18 protein-coding genes are annotated in these 16,971 nt (G+C 66.2%); 11 read left to right on the top strand and 7 right to left on the bottom strand.

Translation table 11 applies throughout. The features are described from left to right. Positions 1-32: 32 nt before the first annotated feature. From ilvC to ACFWO8_RS21110, 4 genes are all read left to right on the top strand, one after another. Positions 33-1,034, top strand: a complete 1,002-nt coding sequence (gene ilvC / locus ACFWO8_RS21095) for a ketol-acid reductoisomerase (RefSeq protein WP_378953560.1) — start codon at positions 33-35, stop codon at positions 1,032-1,034. Positions 1,035-1,106: 72 nt separating this feature from the next. Then, positions 1,107-1,304 carry a hypothetical protein gene (locus ACFWO8_RS21100; protein WP_378953516.1) on the top strand — a complete coding sequence of 66 codons (198 nt, stop codon included), beginning with the start codon at positions 1,107-1,109 and terminating at the stop codon, positions 1,302-1,304. A 393-nt stretch (positions 1,305-1,697) separates the two neighbouring features. Beyond that, positions 1,698-2,801: a DUF4185 domain-containing protein gene (locus tag ACFWO8_RS21105; RefSeq protein ID WP_378953518.1), complete on the top strand. Its 1,104-nt coding sequence runs from the start codon at positions 1,698-1,700 to the stop codon at positions 2,799-2,801. A 138-nt stretch (positions 2,802-2,939) separates the two neighbouring features. Continuing rightward, positions 2,940-4,298 (top strand): DUF2252 domain-containing protein, encoded by a 1,359-nt coding sequence (locus tag ACFWO8_RS21110; RefSeq protein WP_378953520.1) that lies wholly within the window; start codon positions 2,940-2,942, stop codon positions 4,296-4,298. Here the strand turns inward: ACFWO8_RS21110 and ACFWO8_RS21115 are convergent. After that, complete coding sequence (locus ACFWO8_RS21115; protein WP_378953522.1) at positions 4,268-4,930, bottom strand: hypothetical protein; 663 nt, start codon at positions 4,928-4,930, stop codon at positions 4,268-4,270. The genes ACFWO8_RS21110 and ACFWO8_RS21115 overlap by 31 nt on opposite strands. 110 nt (positions 4,931-5,040) lie before the next feature. Here ACFWO8_RS21115 and ACFWO8_RS21120 point away from each other — a divergent pair, with 110 nt between their 5' ends. The 3 genes from ACFWO8_RS21120 to ACFWO8_RS21130 all read left to right on the top strand — a co-directional run bounded on the left by ACFWO8_RS21120 (position 5,041) and on the right by ACFWO8_RS21130 (position 8,188). Continuing rightward, positions 5,041-5,757, top strand: coding sequence for a TetR/AcrR family transcriptional regulator (locus tag ACFWO8_RS21120; protein WP_378953524.1), 717 nt, complete (start codon positions 5,041-5,043; stop codon positions 5,755-5,757). A 48-nt stretch (positions 5,758-5,805) separates the two neighbouring features. Continuing rightward, the gene (locus tag ACFWO8_RS21125) at positions 5,806-6,693 is read left to right on the top strand and encodes an AAA family ATPase (RefSeq protein ID WP_378953526.1); all 888 of its coding nucleotides are present in this window, start codon (positions 5,806-5,808) and stop codon (positions 6,691-6,693) included. Positions 6,694-6,799: 106 nt separating this feature from the next. Further along, positions 6,800-8,188: a VWA domain-containing protein gene (locus ACFWO8_RS21130; protein WP_378953528.1), complete on the top strand. Its 1,389-nt coding sequence runs from the start codon at positions 6,800-6,802 to the stop codon at positions 8,186-8,188. Positions 8,189-8,318: 130 nt separating this feature from the next. On the opposite strand, the gene ACFWO8_RS21135 is transcribed toward ACFWO8_RS21130, so the two are convergent. After that, entirely contained in the window at positions 8,319-8,774 is a 456-nt protein-coding gene (locus ACFWO8_RS21135; protein ID WP_378953530.1) for a nitroreductase family deazaflavin-dependent oxidoreductase, read from the bottom strand. A 32-nt stretch (positions 8,775-8,806) separates the two neighbouring features. Beyond that, complete coding sequence (locus tag ACFWO8_RS21140; RefSeq protein ID WP_378953532.1) at positions 8,807-9,262, bottom strand: carboxymuconolactone decarboxylase family protein; 456 nt, start codon at positions 9,260-9,262, stop codon at positions 8,807-8,809. Between the two features lie 176 nt (positions 9,263-9,438). On the opposite strand from ACFWO8_RS21140, the gene ACFWO8_RS21145 reads away from it, so the two are divergent. Further along, the gene (locus ACFWO8_RS21145; RefSeq protein ID WP_378953534.1) at positions 9,439-11,922 is read left to right on the top strand and encodes a tetratricopeptide repeat protein; all 2,484 of its coding nucleotides are present in this window, start codon (positions 9,439-9,441) and stop codon (positions 11,920-11,922) included. Here ACFWO8_RS21145 and ACFWO8_RS21150 read toward each other — a convergent pair. Continuing rightward, a complete protein-coding gene (locus tag ACFWO8_RS21150) occupies positions 11,882-12,409 on the bottom strand; it encodes a DinB family protein (protein ID WP_378953536.1) in 528 nt (175 codons plus the stop codon). The two genes, ACFWO8_RS21145 and ACFWO8_RS21150, sit on opposite strands and share 41 nt — an antisense overlap. 89 nt (positions 12,410-12,498) lie before the next feature. Between ACFWO8_RS21150 and ACFWO8_RS21155 the strand changes: the two genes are divergently transcribed. The 3 genes from ACFWO8_RS21155 (at position 12,499) to ACFWO8_RS21165 (ending at position 14,198) form a co-directional block, all read left to right on the top strand. Further along, entirely contained in the window at positions 12,499-13,467 is a 969-nt protein-coding gene (locus ACFWO8_RS21155) for a helix-turn-helix transcriptional regulator (protein ID WP_378953538.1), read from the top strand. Positions 13,468-13,566: 99 nt separating this feature from the next. After that, a complete protein-coding gene (locus ACFWO8_RS21160; protein ID WP_378953540.1) occupies positions 13,567-13,788 on the top strand; it encodes a type II toxin-antitoxin system VapB family antitoxin in 222 nt (73 codons plus the stop codon). After that, positions 13,785-14,198, top strand: a complete 414-nt coding sequence (locus ACFWO8_RS21165) for a PIN domain-containing protein (protein ID WP_378953542.1) — start codon at positions 13,785-13,787, stop codon at positions 14,196-14,198. Before ACFWO8_RS21160 ends, ACFWO8_RS21165 begins: the two co-directional genes overlap by 4 nt. Before the next feature lie 15 nt (positions 14,199-14,213). Here the strand turns inward: ACFWO8_RS21165 and ACFWO8_RS21170 are convergent, their stop codons facing one another. From ACFWO8_RS21170 to ACFWO8_RS21180, 3 genes are all read right to left on the bottom strand, one after another. Continuing rightward, a complete protein-coding gene (locus ACFWO8_RS21170; RefSeq protein ID WP_378953544.1) occupies positions 14,214-14,855 on the bottom strand; it encodes a hypothetical protein in 642 nt (213 codons plus the stop codon). Between the two features lie 104 nt (positions 14,856-14,959). Then, positions 14,960-16,234: a hypothetical protein gene (locus ACFWO8_RS21175; protein ID WP_378953546.1), complete on the bottom strand. Its 1,275-nt coding sequence runs from the start codon at positions 16,232-16,234 to the stop codon at positions 14,960-14,962. After that, positions 16,231-16,446 carry a hypothetical protein gene (locus ACFWO8_RS21180; RefSeq protein WP_378953548.1) on the bottom strand — a complete coding sequence of 72 codons (216 nt, stop codon included), beginning with the start codon at positions 16,444-16,446 and terminating at the stop codon, positions 16,231-16,233. Before ACFWO8_RS21180 ends, ACFWO8_RS21175 begins: the two co-directional genes overlap by 4 nt. Positions 16,447-16,971: the final 525 nt, after the last annotated feature.

The raw sequence follows: 16,971 nt of genomic DNA on the forward strand, positions 1-16,971 counted from the left end.
TCGAGAAGGGACCAACCAAAGTGGCAGTCGAGATGTTCTACGACGACGACGCTGACCTGTCGATCATCCAGGGCCGCAAGGTCGCCGTGATCGGTTACGGCAGCCAGGGCCACGCGCACTCGCTGAGCCTGCGCGACTCCGGTGTCGACGTCCGCGTCGGCCTGGCCGAGGGCTCGAAGTCTCGCCCGAAGGCCGAAGAGGCCGGTCTGACCGTCGGCACCCCCGCCGAGGTCTCCGCGTGGGCCGACGTGATCATGGTGCTCGCCCCCGACACCGCACAGGCGTCGATCTTCACCAACGACATCGAGCCCAACCTGAAGGACGGCGACGCGCTGTTCTTCGGCCACGGCCTCAACATCCACTTCGGTCTGGTGAAGGCTCCGGCCGGCGTGACCGTCGCCATGGTCGCCCCGAAGGGCCCCGGCCACCTGGTGCGTCGTCAGTTCGTCGACGGCAAGGGCGTTCCGGCCCTGATCGCCGTGGACCAGGACCCGACCGGCAACGGCCAGGCGCTGGCGCTGTCCTACGCCAAGGGCATCGGCGGCACCCGCGCCGGCGTCATCAAGACCACCTTCAAGGAAGAGACCGAGACCGACCTCTTCGGTGAGCAGGCCGTGCTCTGCGGTGGCACCGAGGAACTGGTCAAGATCGGCTTCGAGGTCATGGTCGAGGCGGGCTACGCCCCCGAGATGGCCTACTTCGAGGTCCTGCACGAGCTCAAGCTGATCGTCGACCTGATGTACGAAGGCGGCATCGCCCGCATGAACTACTCGGTCTCCGACACCGCCGAGTTCGGTGGTTACCTGTCGGGCCCCCGCGTCATCGACGCCGGCACCAAGGAGCGCATGAAGGCGATCCTGACCGACATCCAGGACGGCACCTTCGTCAAGCGCCTCGTCGCCAACGTCGAAGGCGGCAACAAGGAGCTCGAGGGTCTGCGCAAGGAGAACGCCGAGCACCCCATCGAGGTCACCGGCGCCAAGCTGCGCGGCCTGATGAGCTGGGTCGACCGCCCGATCACCGAAACCGCGTAAGTTTCTGATCCCTGAATGGCCCGTTCGCCACGTGCGAGCGGGCCTTTCGGCGTTCTGACGTAATCTGAGAGAGTGACGGAAGGAACCCCAGCGCAGCGGCTTCGGCTCGCACTAGAGATGTCGGAATTCGGTGTGGAGATGTACCGCACCCGGATGCGTCGGATGTACCCGAACGCGTCCTCGGCCGAGATCGCCGACAAGGTCGCGTCGTGGTTACTGTCACGATCCGGAGCCGGTGAAGTAGTCAGCCCGCCCGCGCGATTCGCGTGAACGCACTCGAATCGGCGCTGCGGCGCTCACGAGCCGATATCGACAACAGGGCACCTCATCGCCCTCAAACTTCTTTCGCGTGATGACGACACACGTCCCCAGGATCTACACGAGCTTCTGGCGGCGGCGACCGAGCACGACCTCACAGTGGCACGCACCGCAGTGCGACTCATCACCGATCGAGGTTTTCATCGCGAACGTCACCTGGAAGACAGCCTCGACATGCTTGTCTCGGGCAATAGAATTCGGTGATACGTCGCGGCCTATGGCTCGAACGGGCATCGTGCCGTTCTCCGGGTAGCCTGGATCGGTGACGGAAGCGACACCAGCCCAACGATTTTGGCTCGAGCTGACCGCGGGGGGTGCGTCATCCGCGTCACGGATCTGAACCCGGTGCCCTCGGCTGACCTCGGTGGCGGTGATCTCGCGATTCCGTTCGAGCTGCCCAACGGCGACGTCGGCTTCATCTGGGGCGACTCGTTCTCCGGCGACGGCCCGTACGGGCCACCGATGGGCGGCATCGGGAACTGGCGTTCCCCCATCATCACTCGCACGTCTGCGCGCGACCCCGCCGAGCCGATCGTCATGGCCACCTCGCCGAGCACCGACGGTCGCCAGCTGTGGGACTACCAGCACGACAACGCCGAATACTCCACCGTCCTGCCGTGCGACGCGATGACCATCGACGGCCGGATCTACCTGTGGGTCATGTACACCCAGGGCCTGGGCAACGAGAAGTGGTGCGAGGTATGGACATCCGACGACAGCGGCATCACCTGGGCGCGCAGCGGATCGAAGTTCTGGTGCGACGCCTTCGCCGGTAAGCGGGTCATGATCTCCTGGGCCAAGGACCCGCACAGCGACTGGGTGCACATCATCTCCACCGGCGGCCTGGCCAGGAACAAGGACATGCTGCTGTGGCGCGCGACGGTCGACGGCCTGTCCGATCCACACGCCTGGCAGGGCTGGGGCTGGGACGGCCACAACTGGGCCTGGAACCGTGAGCCCACGCCGATCCTGCCCGGTTGGCGATTCGGCGAGATCTGCCTGCGCTATGTCGAGAACAGGGCCGTGATCTCCGGATTCGACGCGGGGGACTACTCGATCTTCGTCAAGGTCGGCGACCGCATCGACAACACCAACTGGATCACCACCCACACCCACCGGCCGATGACCGGGATGCCGCGCGGTGTCGACACGGTCCCGCGCCTGTACGGCGGCTACATCCACCCCTACAGCAGGCTAGAGGACGGCAAGTTCACCCTCATCGTCTCCGAGTGGGCGGAGAACGGGAATCCCTATCGGGCAACCCAATTCACCTGCACCGGGATTCGCCGGAAGGTGCTGGTCCCGGCACCCGACCCCGAACCGACTCCGGCGCCGGCCCCAGAGCCCCAGCCGGCACCCGAGCCTGCGCCGACACCGGACCCGCGTCGGACCTGGTGGCAGGAGCTCGTCCGCCGAGTCGACGAGTGGCGCAGGCGGCTTGGTCCGTAGCGCCCTTACTGTCCGCGGTTGATAGCGGGAGACTTGCTCGATGAGTCATCCGTTTTTGCCGATCGGTGACGCGCGCTGTCACCTCATGGTTACCTGCTGGTTCTTGCCCGGGTGGCCTGGTAGCGCCAGACTTGCTCGATGACGACGGTTGAGGATTTCGAGCGGCAGGCGGCTGAGGTCGGTAAAGCGGCGCGGCAGCGGGTTTCGCGGTCCGCGCTGGGGGAGTGGAAGGCGGAGCCGGGCCGGGAGGACCCGGTGGCGATTCTGCTGAAACAGAACGCGAAGCGGGTGCAGAGTCTGGTGCCGATCCGGATGGCGCGGATGGCGGAGTCGCCGTTCGCCTTCCTGCGTGGTGCCGCGGCGGTGATGGCCTATGACCTGGGCAGTAGCCCCGGCACCGGGCTGATCGCGCAACTCTGCGGCGACGCGCACCTGGCGAATTTCGGGCTTTTCGGCACGCCGGAACGCAACCTCGTTTTCGACGTCAACGATTTCGACGAGACACTGCCCGGCCCGTTCGAGTGGGACGTCAAGCGCCTGGTCGCCAGTGTCGCGGTCGCCGCGCTCGCCAATGGCTGTTCCGATGAGGACGCGGCATCGGCGGCAGAGGCGACCGCCCGTGGCTACCGCGAGGGCATCGAGGAGATGACGCAGCAGGACAGCCTCGACATCTGGTACGACCGCGTGGACGCCGACAAGGTCATCGCGCAGATCCCGAAGAAGAAGTTCCGCAAGAAGGCGGAGAAGACGGTCGCCTCGGCCAGGAAGCGCACCAGCCTGCAGGCACTGGAAAAGCTCACCGAACCCGATGCCGACGGCATTCCACGGATCAAGAATCAGCCACCGCTGCTGGTGCCCATCACCATGCCCGACGAGACGACCGTCAAATCCGTGCTCGCCGAGTACCGGCGCAGCCTGCCCGATCAGATGCGCGTACTGCTCAACCGCTACACCCTGGTCGACACCGCCGTGAAGGTCGTCGGGGTCGGCAGCGTGGGCACCCGGTGCTTCATCGCGCTGATGATGGACAAGGAGTCGGGTGCTCCGCTGTTCCTGCAGATGAAGGAGGCCGATACCTCGGTGCTGGCGCCGTATCAGAAGCCGAGCCGATACCAGCAGCAGGGACATCGCGTCGTCGCAGGTCAGCGGCTGATGCAGGCGGCCAGTGACATTTTCCTCGGCTGGGCAACCGGTCCGAAGGGCGTGGACTACTACTGGCGCCAGTTCCGCGACATGAAGGGCTCGGCCGACATCGAGGACATGACCCACCGCCAGCTCTCCAACTACGGCGGGCTGTGCGGTGGTGTGCTGGCCCGCGCCCACTGCCGCTCGGGCGACCCCATCGCCATCAACACCTATATCGGCGGCAGTGACAAGTTCGACAAGGGAATGCGCGATTTCGCGATGTCGTATTCGGACCAGACCATGGCCGACTATCGACTGCTGCTGGCCGCGATCGAGGACGGTCAGGTGGAAGTGGCCGACAACCCGTACTGATCGGCCTCGATCGGAGCCGACCGGTACAGCGTGATCCCGATCGCGAACAACCACAGCATGGTGAGCCCGCCGACGGTCGCCGTGCTGCCCCACCCGTTGGCCGCGTAAAAGTTGGCCGGCGTGTTCCCGAAGAACAGCGACGGCACGAACGCGAAGTTCACCGCCGCGAGTGCCCAGCTGCTCACGATGCACCAGCGGGGCAGTAGCCGTGTGGCCGCGATGGCGAATGCCACGAGGAACAGTCCCTCCAGCAGTCGCGAGATGGTCCCGTACAGGATGTAGGTGCCGGTGACGGTGATGGTGGGATCGATCGGCTCCGGTGCGGCGATCACGGCACCGACCTCGAGTCCGGTCGAGACCACAACGACCGTGAGCCAAGCTGTTCCGGCCCTGGCGGCCAGCGAACCGAACCATTCGCGTTCCGGGTCACGCTGCCTCACCACAGAAGCGAGCCCGCTCATGAACACGATGAACAAGGTGACCCCGACCAGTCCGAGCAGGCATCGAGTGAGCACGTTCGCATCCGGCGGCGCCCCCGCGTAGACGAAATACAGCGGCAGTTCGATCAGCGTGCACCCGGCACCGGCGAATGCGGCAGCTCCCGTGATGCGCTGAATTGTGTTGATACCCATAGCTATTCGACCCTTGACTCCGAGCGCTTCCGCTCGATCAGAATTAGTATAGATCTTAAACTATAAGCCATATGTTAAGTTGAGGGAACCCCCGAACGAAGGAGGAGACAGTGACCAGCAAGCAGCCTGGTTCGCCACGACCGCGCGTCGGCCGCCCGGCCGAACTGGACGCGGATCGCATCGTCGCGACAGCGATCACGCTTGCCGATCGTGAAGGTCTGCGCGCCGCGTCGCTGACGAAAGTCGCTGCCGCACTGGATGTCACGCCGATGTCGCTCTACCGCCACATCGGCTCGAAAGACGGCCTCACCGACCTGATGGCCGACACCGCCTTCGGCCCGCCGCCGGTCATCGGTCCCGCCTGGCGCCCCGCCCTGCGCGAGTGGGCGACCGGTCAGCGCGCCGTGTTCGCTCGCCATCCCTGGCTGACCCAGATCCCCATCTCCGGCCCTCCGCGCGGCCTGAACGCCCTCGCCTGGATGAACGCCGGCCTCGCCGCCCTGCGCGATACGGGCCTGGACTGGGGCGCCAAGATCGGTGCGATCACCGTGGTCGGCGGCTATGTGCGGCAGTCCTTCGTCACCGACCGGCACATGGCCGAGCAGCGCGGCACCGAACAGCGCAGCGAGGCCCAATCTCTCGACGCGTACCAGCGCGAGGTATCGACCCTCGACCTGTCCGAATTCCCCGAGGTCGCCGCGCTGTTCGCCGCCGAGGCCTTCGCCGATGTCCCCCCGGACGAAGAATCGGCGGACGGCGATTTCACCTTCGGTCTCGACCTCATCCTGGGGGGAGTCGCCGCCGCCATCGAACAGGCGGCGTCGTAGCGACGGCCCTCACCGGGGCCCCGGCGACGCTGGATATACTGGTTACCGATGAGTAAGTTCTTTTCCTCGGTGAACCAGGTGACCGACCGGCTGACGGCTGCCGGTTACCTGCCGTCCCTCGACATCGCGACCGCGGTCTTCCTCGCCGATCGTCTGGGCAAACCACTGCTGATCGAAGGCCCGGCGGGCGTCGGCAAGACCGAGCTCGCCAAGGCCGTCGCCGCCGCGGTGAGTGCCGAGCTCATCCGCCTACAGTGCTACGAGGGCGTCGACGAGGCCCGTGCCCTCTACGAGTGGAACCACGCCAAACAGCTGCTGCGCATCACCGCCACCTCCGGCGAGGACTGGGACAGCACCCGCGACCACGTCTTCACCGAGGAATTCCTGCTCGCGCGCCCGCTGCTGGCGGCGATCCGCAACCCCGACCCCACAGTCCTGCTCATCGACGAACTCGACAAGGCGGACGTGGAACTCGAGGGCCTGCTGCTCGAAGTCCTCGGTGACTTCCAGGTGAGCATCCCCGAACTCGGCACGGTCACCGCGATCCGCAAGCCCTTCGTTATCCTCACCTCCAACGCCCACCGCGACCTGTCCGAAGCGCTGAAGCGGCGCTGCCTCTATCTCCATATCGACTATCCGACAGCGGAGTTGGAGAAGGCGATCGTCGCGCTCAAAGTACCTGAGCTCGACGCGGCACTGGCCGAGCGGGTTGTGGCGACGGTGAGCGCGTTGCGTCAGTTGTCGTTGCGCAAGGCGCCCTCGATTGCCGAAACAGTCGACTGGGCACGGACTTTGGTTGCGCTGGGCACCCGGACGCTGACCGGCGGTGTGGTCCGCTCGACACTCGGTGTCCTGCTGAAATACCAGTCCGACCATCGCGTGGCCATCGACCGGCTCGGTCTCGACGACCAGCCGGACGGCAGTGTGATGCGATGAGCCCGCAGCTCAGCCGCCTCGACGGAAGCCGCTGTGCTGCGATCGCGGCCCACGTCGATCACCTCGGCGGCCGGGCACCGGCGGTGTCATCGATCGGTCGACGGCGATGACACCGACCGCGCCAACGGATTCCCGCTTCGTCCCGACGAGCGCTCGGCTCGTCGATTTCGTCACCCTGCTGCGCGAGCACAACATTCACGCGGGTCCCAGCGAAACCATCGATGCGGCAGCCGCAGTCGTAGCCCTGGGAACCACCGACCCCCGCATCCTCCGCTCCGGCCTGGCCGCCTGCCTGCTCCGCCGCAACGGCCAGCGCAGGGTCTTCGACCAACTCTTCGACCTGTACTTCCTCGGCGTCTCGCTGCCGTCAGCGCGCCCGAGCGAGAACGCCGATGACCTGCGCGAGCGTCTGATCGCCACCCTCGTCCAGGGTGAAGACACCGCCGAACTGGCTCGCGAAGCACTCAACACCTTCGGCGCCTACGGCGGTGCGGGCGAGAGCGCGGGCCGGGTCACCCAAGCTTCCGGCGCCGGCTGGTCGTCCTACCTGACCATGAAATCGCTACGCCCGGACGAGATCTCCGAGCAGCTCGCCCAAACCATGGGCGGCACAGGACAGTTCGACACGGCGGTGCGCACCATCGAGGCCCGCCGCCGCGTCGACCAGTTCCGCACCGAGGTGCAAACCGAGGCGCGCCTGCGCTCGGCCGAACTGCGCGGCACCGACTACATCGCCCGCCGCGGCGTCGAAAATGCCGCGGACCGAACGGATTTCCTCGGCGCCCGCGAGCAGGATCTCGCCGAGATGCGCCGCCTCGTGCACCCGCTGGCCCGCAAGCTTGCCACCCGACTGGCGGTGCGCCGCAAGAAGGCGGTGCGCGGCCAGATCGATCTGCGCCGCACCCTGCGTCGTTCCATGGCCACCGGTGGCGTCCCCGTCGATCCGGTGCTGCGTGCCCGCAAGCGCGGCCGCCCCGACCTTGTTGTCCTGGCGGATGTTTCGGGCTCGGTGAGTGGTTTCGCCGAGTTCACCCTGCAATTGGTGCAGGCCCTGCAGGACCAGTTCAGCAAGGTCCGCAGCTTCGGTTTCGTCGACACCTGCGCCGAGATCACGCAGTATTTCACCCCCGGCGAGCCCCCACCGCCGGGCTTCGCGCGCGACATCGTGCGCGAAGGTGGCGTCGCCCGGTTCGGATCGAGCAATTACGGCGAGGTGCTCCAGGGTTTCGTCGACCACTACCTCGACGCCGTCGGCCCCCGCACCTGCGTCCTGATCCTCGGCGACGCCCGCACCAACCGCACCGACCCGAATCTCGCTGCCCTGCAGTCGATCACCGAGCGTGCGAAGGCGGTCTACTGGCTCAACCCGGAGCCGTCGCGCTCCTGGTCGACCGGTGATTCGGCCGCCGAGGCCTACACCGACATCGTCACCATGCACGAATGCCGCAATGTCGCCCAGCTCGCCGAGGTGATCGGGCGCCTCCTGCCCGCCTGACCCTGCGGTTCGCCTCCGCTCTCGCAGCGGCCGAACTGTTCTCATCCGACGCTCGGTCGCCCGTGCCTGCTGAGCATTTACGACTGCTCAGCAGGCCGCTCGGCTTCCGTTGCGTAACCGGCATGCGATCTCAGGCGGTGAGCCGCACGACGGCGTACTCACGACCGGCCTTGGTCTGGTACTTGTCGTAGCGCGGCTGGGCGGCGGCGATCTGTTCCCAGGCGGCGGCCCGCTCGGCGCCATCGAGCACCTGCGGTGTCACCGCGACGGCGTCGCCGCCGGGTAGCTGGACGGTCGCCTGATCGGTGTTGGCCATCAGGTTGAGGAACCAGTCGGGGTGTCCGTCCTTGCCGCCGGAGGCGACGAGCAGCCATGATTCGTCCTCGCCGGGGAACCAGGTGATCGGGGTGTCGCGCGGCTGCCCGCTGCGGCGGCCGACTGTGTGCAGGATCAGCACGTCCATCCCCATGAAGGTGCCGTTACCGCCGCGGATCTTGCGGTTCATCCGGTTGTTCATCCGGTGCTGCATCCAGCGGGAGAACCCACCGTGCGAATTGCTCTTGCTCGCTTGATGATTCGTAGACATGGTCACAGTTCCTTTCACAGGGGGAGGGGGCCTCAGCCCCAGGCGCCCGCGATCTGACGGGTGGTGGCATTGAGCCGGTTGAACATGTTGGTGACGCCGATCATCAGCACGATCGAGGCGAGCTGCTTCTCGTCGAAGTAGCTGGCGGCGCTGTCCCAGATCTCGTCGGTGACCGCGTCGGGACGGTCGGCCATTCGGGTGGCGGCTTCGGCGAGTTCGAGGGCGGCGCGCTCCTCCTCGGAGAAGAACGGGGTCTCGCGCCAGGCGACCACAGTGGCGAGGCGATCTTCGCTGACGCCTGCTTTGCGTGCGGTGGTGGTGCCACCGTAAACGCAGGCGGCGCAGCCGTTGATCTGGCTGACCCGCAGGTGCACCAGCTCCAGGATCTCGCTGTCCACGCCGCCGGTCTCCACTGCCTTGAGCACCTGCTGGATCGGGCCCATCGCGTCGGTGAGGACCATGGCCGGGTTCTTCATCCGAGACTGCATGTCGTTCTCCTTGTTCGGTGCTTCTCCGCTGCTTGCGGTGTGTCTCAATAACAGCCCGTGCGGCGCTGGAACAGAATTGCTGTGGGACACTGTGGGACAGCTGAAAACGGCCCTGACCACCGGCTTGTCGGTCGGAATATTTCTGGTCCAGGCCGGGACAACGGGAGTGGAAAACGGTGGTTGTGCAACAGCAGACGACACGGGCGTATCCGCAGGACGAGCTCGCTTCGCGCCTGCGCCTGATCCAGGAGCTGTCCGGCCGCGGCGTGCGCGCCCTGGCCCGCGACACCGGCCTGAGCTCGTCGTCGCTCTCGCGCTACCTCAGCGGCCAGACGGTCCCGCCGTGGCCGGCGGTCCTCGAGCTGTGCCGCCTGGTCAAACGCGACCCGCGCCCGCTGCGCCCCCTCTGGGAGCGCGCCAACAACCCCCTGCCCGCCCCGCCGAAAACCAGCCGTCAGCCTGCCCCGCCGAGCCCGCCGGCCGACGCCCCACCGCCGCCACGCAACGATCTGCCCCGCGACGTGCCCGACTTCACCGGCCGCGAACAGGCACTGGCCGACGTGATCGCGGCCGTCCGTGCCGATCGCGTGGTCGCTATCGACGGCATGGCGGGTGTCGGGAAAACCTCCCTGGCGGTGCACGCCGCGCATCAGCTCACCGCCGAATACCCTGACGCCCAGCTGTATCTCGACCTCCACGGCTTCACCGACGGACGTCAGCCGCTCGACCCCGATGCCGCGATTCGCGCGCTGCTGGCCGCGTTGCAGGTCCCCTCGGACAAGGTGCCGCAGGACGGGGGAGTCGAACTGCGGGCGGCCTGCTGGCGTTCGGAGCTGGCCCGGTTGCGCGCTGTCGTCGTGCTCGACAATGTCGCCGATGCCGCGCAGGTCAGCCACCTGTTGCCGGGCGCGGGCGAGTCGGTCGCCATCATTACCAGCCGCAACCGGTTGCTCGAACTCGATGAGGTCCCGCCGGTGACCCTCGACGTCCTCACACCCGAGGAGAGCGCCGAACTGCTGGTGCGGGCCAGTGGCGACGCGCGCGTCGGCCGGCTCGCCAAGGAACCCGAGCAGACCGCCGAAGTGCTCCGTCTGTGCGGCAACCTGCCCTTGGCGTTGCGCCTCGCGGCGGCTCGGCTGCGGCATCGCCCGGGCTGGTCGGTCGGCATCCTCGTGGAGCGAATGGCCGAGGGCACCAGCGAATTCGACACCGCCTTCGGCATGTCGGTGCGTCAGCTCAACCGCGATCAGCGCCGCCTGTTCCGCCTACTCGGCCTGATCCCCGGCTCCACCTTCACCGATTACGTCGCCGCCGCCGTGGCCGACGTCTCGCTGCGCAGCGCCCGGACCATGCTCGAAGACCTCCTCGACGCGCACCTCGTCCAGCAACCCGCCGACGGCCGCTACCGCCTCCACGACCTGGTCCGCCAGCACGCCCGCCACGCCACCTTCGAACACGACACCCCCGCCGACCGCGAACGCGCCCTGCACCGCATCCTCGACTACTACGTCCACACCGCGGCCGCCGCCGATACCGCCATGCCGTTCCTGTCGCCGACCCGCCCCGTCTCCGCCGGCCCGCCGCCTGCGGAACTACCGCACTTCCCCGGCCGCGACCCCGCGTTCTTCTGGTTCGTCTCCGAGTACACCAACCTGATGGCCGTGTTCTACGCCGCCGTCGAAGCAGGCGCCGACACCCACGTCTGCGAACTGCCGCGTTTCATGCGCGCCTTCTTCGCCCGCCGCTGTGGCACCACACATCTCAACGCGCTCTTCGAGCAATCCCTCACCGCCGCACAGAATCTCGGCGATCCACGCCAACTCGCCGAAGCTCACAGCGACCTCGGCTTCGCCCGCTACAACGCAGGGCGGATGACCGAAGCGGCCGCCGCCTATGCGGCAGCAGCACCACTGGTCGCCGCAGCGGGTGACCCGCTGCCCCGAGCCGAACTGACGATGCGCTGCGCCCAATTACGTTGGGACGAAGGCAGTATCGAAGAACCACTCGAACTGTTCCGTCAAGCCCGCGACCTCTACACCGCCGGCGGTTGCCCGACGAGTGCCGCCGACGCCATCGCCGGCGAAGCCTGGGCCATGCTCCAGTTGGGCCGCCGCGAGGAAGCCGCCCAACTGGCCCGCGACGCCCTCGCTATCCACACCCCGTCGCTACAGGCCCAGATCACCCTCGGCGTGGCGATCGCGGCCGACGAACCCGAAGCAGCCCTCGACCATCTGAGCCGCGCCCTCATCCTCGCCCGCGAGGACGGCCACAAGCACAACGAAGCCTGGTGCCTGAACTGCCGGGGTGTCGCCTTGCGCGATATGGGTCGCTACGAAGAAGCTCTCGCCAGCCACCGAGAAGCCTTCGCCCTCTTGGACGCCGTCTTCGAAGACCACTGGAAGATCCATTTCCTCAACAGCTATGCCGAAACCTGCCGCCTCGCAGGACTTCCCGACGAGGCCATCGACCTCTACCGCCAGACCCTCACCCTCGCACCGAGACTGGGCCACCGGTTCGAAGAGACAACAGCCCACCAGGGCATCGCCGGCGTCCTCGACGCAACGGACCCGGCTGCCGCCATCGAACACCGCGCAGCAGCCGAGTCTCTCTTCGCCGAGATCACCCCATCGACTTCGCCCCGTCCAGCGATTCCCGAATGATGTCGGCGTGCCCGGCGTGCTGGGCGGTCTCGGTCATGATCTGCAGCAGAGTGCGGCGCGCGGTCCAGCGTCCGCCGGGCTCGAACCACGGCGCCGCAGGCAGGGGCTGACTCGCGTTCAGATCGGGCAGGGTGCGCACGAGCTCGTCGGTCCGTGCGGCCACCTGCTCGTATTCGGCCAGGACACCCGCGAGCGTTTCGCCGGGCAGCATCCGGAACGCGTCGCTCCACTGCGCCATCTGTTCCTCGGTCATGGAGGAGAAGTCGGGGGCTTTCGCGGGCCCGTCGACGATGAAGCCCGCCCAATTCGCTTCCACCGCGGTCACATGCTTGATCAGTCCGCCCAAGCACAGCTCGCTGGCGGTCGTGCGCAGACCCGACTGTTCGTCGGTGAGGTCGCGGACGGTGAAGCGCAGGAAGTGCCGGTGCTGGGCGAGCATCTCGAGGAGGTCGCTGCGCTCGGCGTCGATCTGGGTGCTGGTGGTCATGTGTTGATTCCTTCGCTTGTCGGTGTGTAAAACCTAAGGTAGGACACATTGCGGTCAGTTTCTGGCCGCAATTGCGAGATAATCGAACTATGGCCGATACGAGCGCACGAACCCTCCGACTCCTGTCGCTGTTGCAGACCCACCGCTATTGGCCCGGCACGGAACTCGCCGAGCGACTGCGTGTTTCGGCCCGCACCCTGCGCCGCGACATAGACCGGCTTCGCGAGCTCGGCTACCCCGTCGACGCCCGGCCCGGCGTCGACGGCGGCTACCAGCTGGCCGCGGGTGCCGCCCTGCCACCCCTGGTCCTCGACGACGACGAAGCCGTAGCCATCACAGTCTGCCTGCAAGCAGGATCCCAGGGCGCGGGCGACGGCTTGGCCGAACCGTCCATCCGCGCACTCGGCAAATTGGTCACCGTCCTGCCCGCCCGCCTACGCCGCCGCGTCGATGCCCTCCGCGCCATGACCGAATCCACCGCCTGGACCGCCGTCCCTCTCTCCGACGTGGACCCCGCCGTCCTCACCGACCTGGCCCTCACCTGCCGCCGCGAAGAACGCCTCACCTTCACCTACACCGCCGCGGACGACAGAACCAGCATCCGAGAGGTAGAACCCCACCGCCTGGTCTCCCAGGGCCGCCGCTGGTACCTCGTGGCCTACGACCTCACCCGCCACGACTGGCGCACCTTCCGCGTAGACCGCCTCACCGCCTCCACAACCACCGGCACCCGCTTCCGCCCACGCACCCTCCCCGCCCCCGACGCCGCCACCTTCGTCCGAAACGCCATCGGCGCCCGCCGGTCCGGCTACACCGTGACCGCCGAAATAGCGGCCCCCGCCACCGACATCCACGCCCGAATAGGCCGCTGGTGCACCATCACCGCCCTGCCTGACAACCGCACCCACATAGAAATGACTGTCGACAGCCTCGACTGGTCAATCCTGTTGCTGGGCAGGGTAGAAGCAGACTTCCGAGTCGTCGGTCCACCGGAGCTGATTGTGCAACTGCGAGAGTGGGGGAGCCGCTTCATGCACACAACCGCTCTGGGTGGGTAGTCGATCCCTCGACCGGCTGCAACGAGCGAACGCGAGTTCGATGGTGCCCAATGTTGGTAGTGTATGATTGCATCAACATTACCAACATGGAGGTGCGGGATGACCGTAACCCAGATCGACCTGGATGACGACGCTCTCGAGCGAGTGCTGGCGACCTCGCACGCCAAGACCAAGAAAGAAGCGGTCAACCTCGCACTCCGTTTCTATGCGGAGAAACAAGAGCGTGCCGCACGAATCGCGAAGCATTTCGCGCGGGCAGCGAAGTGGGGTGCAGTGGAGGATGCGGAGCGCCGGCACCAAGCCGAGAAGAATGCTCTGTGATCTATCTGTTGGACACGTCGGCACTCGTTCGGCTGATCGCCGATCCGGTGCTGCGAGATGCTTGGTACGACACAATCGAGGCTAGCGCCATCGCCTCATGCTATCCGCAACGTGCCGAGTTTCTTTACAGCGCACGTAATTCCGCGGAGTACGACGAGATCGCGGAAATGTTCAACGACTTGTACCCGGATCGTGCGGTGCCCAGAACCGCGGGCCGCTGGATCGACTCGGTACAACGACAAATGGCAGAACAAGGCGAGCATCGCAGCGCCTCGGCGGTCGACCTGATGATCGCGGCGACTGCCGCGCACCATGGACTTGTCGTCCTCCACCATGACGCCGACTTCCGAACTGTCGCGAAGCACGCTTCTGATCTCTCTGAGCACGACGTCACTGATCTTCCCGACTGAGCGGCTGGTCCTGGGCTATCGGGGGCGGTACCCGCCCTGCGGTCCCTGGCTCGGCTGCTGCCAATGGCCCTGCGGTGCACCGTAACCGCTGGCAGGAGGCATGCCGGGTTGATGCATCGGGAAGGGCTGCATCCCTGGCGCACCGGGGGCCCAACCGGTCGGGCGCCGATCATCAGACCCTCTGCACCAGCGTCGGGTCGAGGGCAGCACCGCCAGCAGGAAAGTAGCTACCGGAAACACCATCACGAGCAGTGAAATCGCCCAGGGGATGTCGACGTCGGCACCGAGGATCAAATTGATGCTGGAATTCCCCATCAGCGCATCCAGATGCCGACTCAGCGGCACTCCGTAGTCCATCATCTGAATGACCGTGGATAAAGCTCCCAGCACAAAGGCGCCGATCACCCCGAGGCAGCCCAGAATCACGAGCGTGGGCCCCGCCTTGTGCTTGCGGAAGATGAGGGTGGCCCCGACGAGCAGCATGATCGAGGCGACCAGGTCGATCACCAACAACACCACCGTCACGATCGACGCCCATCCCGGTACGAGCCCCCACGCGAGCCAGTGCGCGTCGAAGCGCAGAGTGTTCACCACGTACATGACGAGCCCGCCGAGAGCCGCGAGCCCACCGAGCAACGCCAGTATCGCCGCGGTCACCGCCGTTCCTCCGGTGGCAGGACGTTGAGCGGGATACATGCGAGTCCTCCTGGAAATCGACCGTCGATGTGCTCAGTCTGTCGCATTCGCACGCGGATGTCGCGTCACCCGTTGCGGTAGCGCCCCTTCTGCCTCCGCTGATAGAACAGCAGATCGACCTCCACCGGCTCGACCAACGCCGTGATCTCAGCCAACCGAGTGTCGTACCTGAGCTCGGTGATGCACCGATGCAGATAGGCCCGCCGCTCCGGCCCCAATTGTGCCCAGATCGCCCCGAACCGGGTCTGCCCCCGCTCCCCGGAAACCGCGACAAGATCGAGTAGCGCAGGCCAGCAACCAGTTTCGGTCGCCAGCGCGGGTAGCTCCGCCACAGTCGACTCCGAGAGCAACGCCAGGGCGTACCCCACAGCGCTCCTGACATTGTCGTCCATCCGCGACATCAACGTGAACAGCCCACGCCAACTCGCCGCATCCTCGCGTCCATCCATCGGTGCGACCAGATCGACCCCGATATCCGGATCACTGAACACCGGATTGCCGACCAACGTCCACAGTCCCAACGGCGTGAGATATCCAGCCAGCGTGAGGAATTCGGGCACCGCGCCGAGCGCGAGCGCATTGCGCACCAGCCGCGCGACATCACCGGGCCGCGCACTCCCGAACAGAATGTCGCCAACCCGCCTAATGACATCGGGCGCGCATCGCGAAAACACCGACAGCGCAGCATGTTGCAGGTCAGCAGAACCCGTCAATACCGTCTGTGTCATCCGCGGAACCCGCCGATGCGGCCCATCGAGCAGTTGGCGAACAACCGCGCTGAGCACCTCGACGTCATAGGAGAATGCCGCCGAGAAGATCAACCCGGCATCATCGCGCACCCCCGCCTCGACAGCGGCGATCACTTCCGTTGTGGCACAAGCCAAGAACGGACCAGCTGTCACGTAGTCCCGCCGCCGCAGCAACTCGTTGATGATCTCGACGATCGGCCCCGGCGCCATCTGATCGGCCAACTGCTCGATGGCCCGCGGATCCAGATAGGGCGCACAATCCGCCGCATACCCCGCATCGAGCATCGTCAACGTCTCGGCAGCCTTACCCGGATGATCCAACCCCACCGACCCCGCCGCCCGCCCCGTCATCATCGGCGGAACCAGCTTCTGCACCAACGGAATCGAGATCCCCAACGGAATGAACGGCACCAACGCACTGATCCGCCGAAACGTCTCCGCGTGCTGATCGAACAACACCCCCGAAATCTGCTGATTCAGCGCATGCAACCGATCGGCCCCCAGATACCGCAGGTGATCCAACCGCTGCGGATGAACATGCAACGTGCGAGCCAGCAGAATCAACTGCGCCCGAGTAGTCAGGTCGGTCATCTGCCGCCGAACATGATCTTCTTCGTCACCCGGCGCAACGGCCGAGGCAACGCAGAGACCATCGAATCGATGGACTTGTCCAACGCGGCCGCCTCGAACGTACTCGCGGCCCTCATCAACTCGAACAGATCCCGAGCCTCATCAGCCGGCAACTGCTCCAGCGCAGGCAAAGTATCCGGCAAGCCACCTTCACGGTCACTTCTGACAGTCATGCGGCTCCTGGGTAACGCGATCCTCTACTCCGAGGGTCCCCCTTTCGGCTGCTACGCGCCAGAACTTTGCCGAATCACTGTGCATGACAACGAAAACCGCAGCCAAGGTACATGTGAACAGACGTACCATTATCGGTGACGCACGAGTGCAATCCCGCTGGGAGTGGGAGAGCGGGGAGTGCAGGGGCACCCCGGTACCGCAAGGTACGGATGCACCCTTGACGCGAGGTCCGCCGGTCGGTCGTCGCTACGGTCGTTTGGTGATGCACGCCCGCCGGGCATTACTCGGCAAGGGCCGGGACTGGGATTCTGCACAGAGTCAGGAACACCCAGGGAAGTCCTGGTATCCACGCCACCAACCACGGTGGAGCCGTCCGAGTCCGCCTTTACCGGCCGACTCTGTGTCATCGGAATGGTTGCAGCGGCCCCTCTACTTAATCGGTAACGGTTAGTTTGAGCAGCGGTCAGACGCTTCTGGGCCCCCTGGCCGGCAAAGGCCTCCAAAGAGGCTACGCGCTGATGGCG

It is taken from the genome of Nocardia sp. NPDC058480, from assembly GCF_042720495.1.
In the GTDB taxonomy this organism is placed as follows: Bacteria; Actinomycetota; Actinomycetes; order Mycobacteriales; family Mycobacteriaceae; genus Nocardia.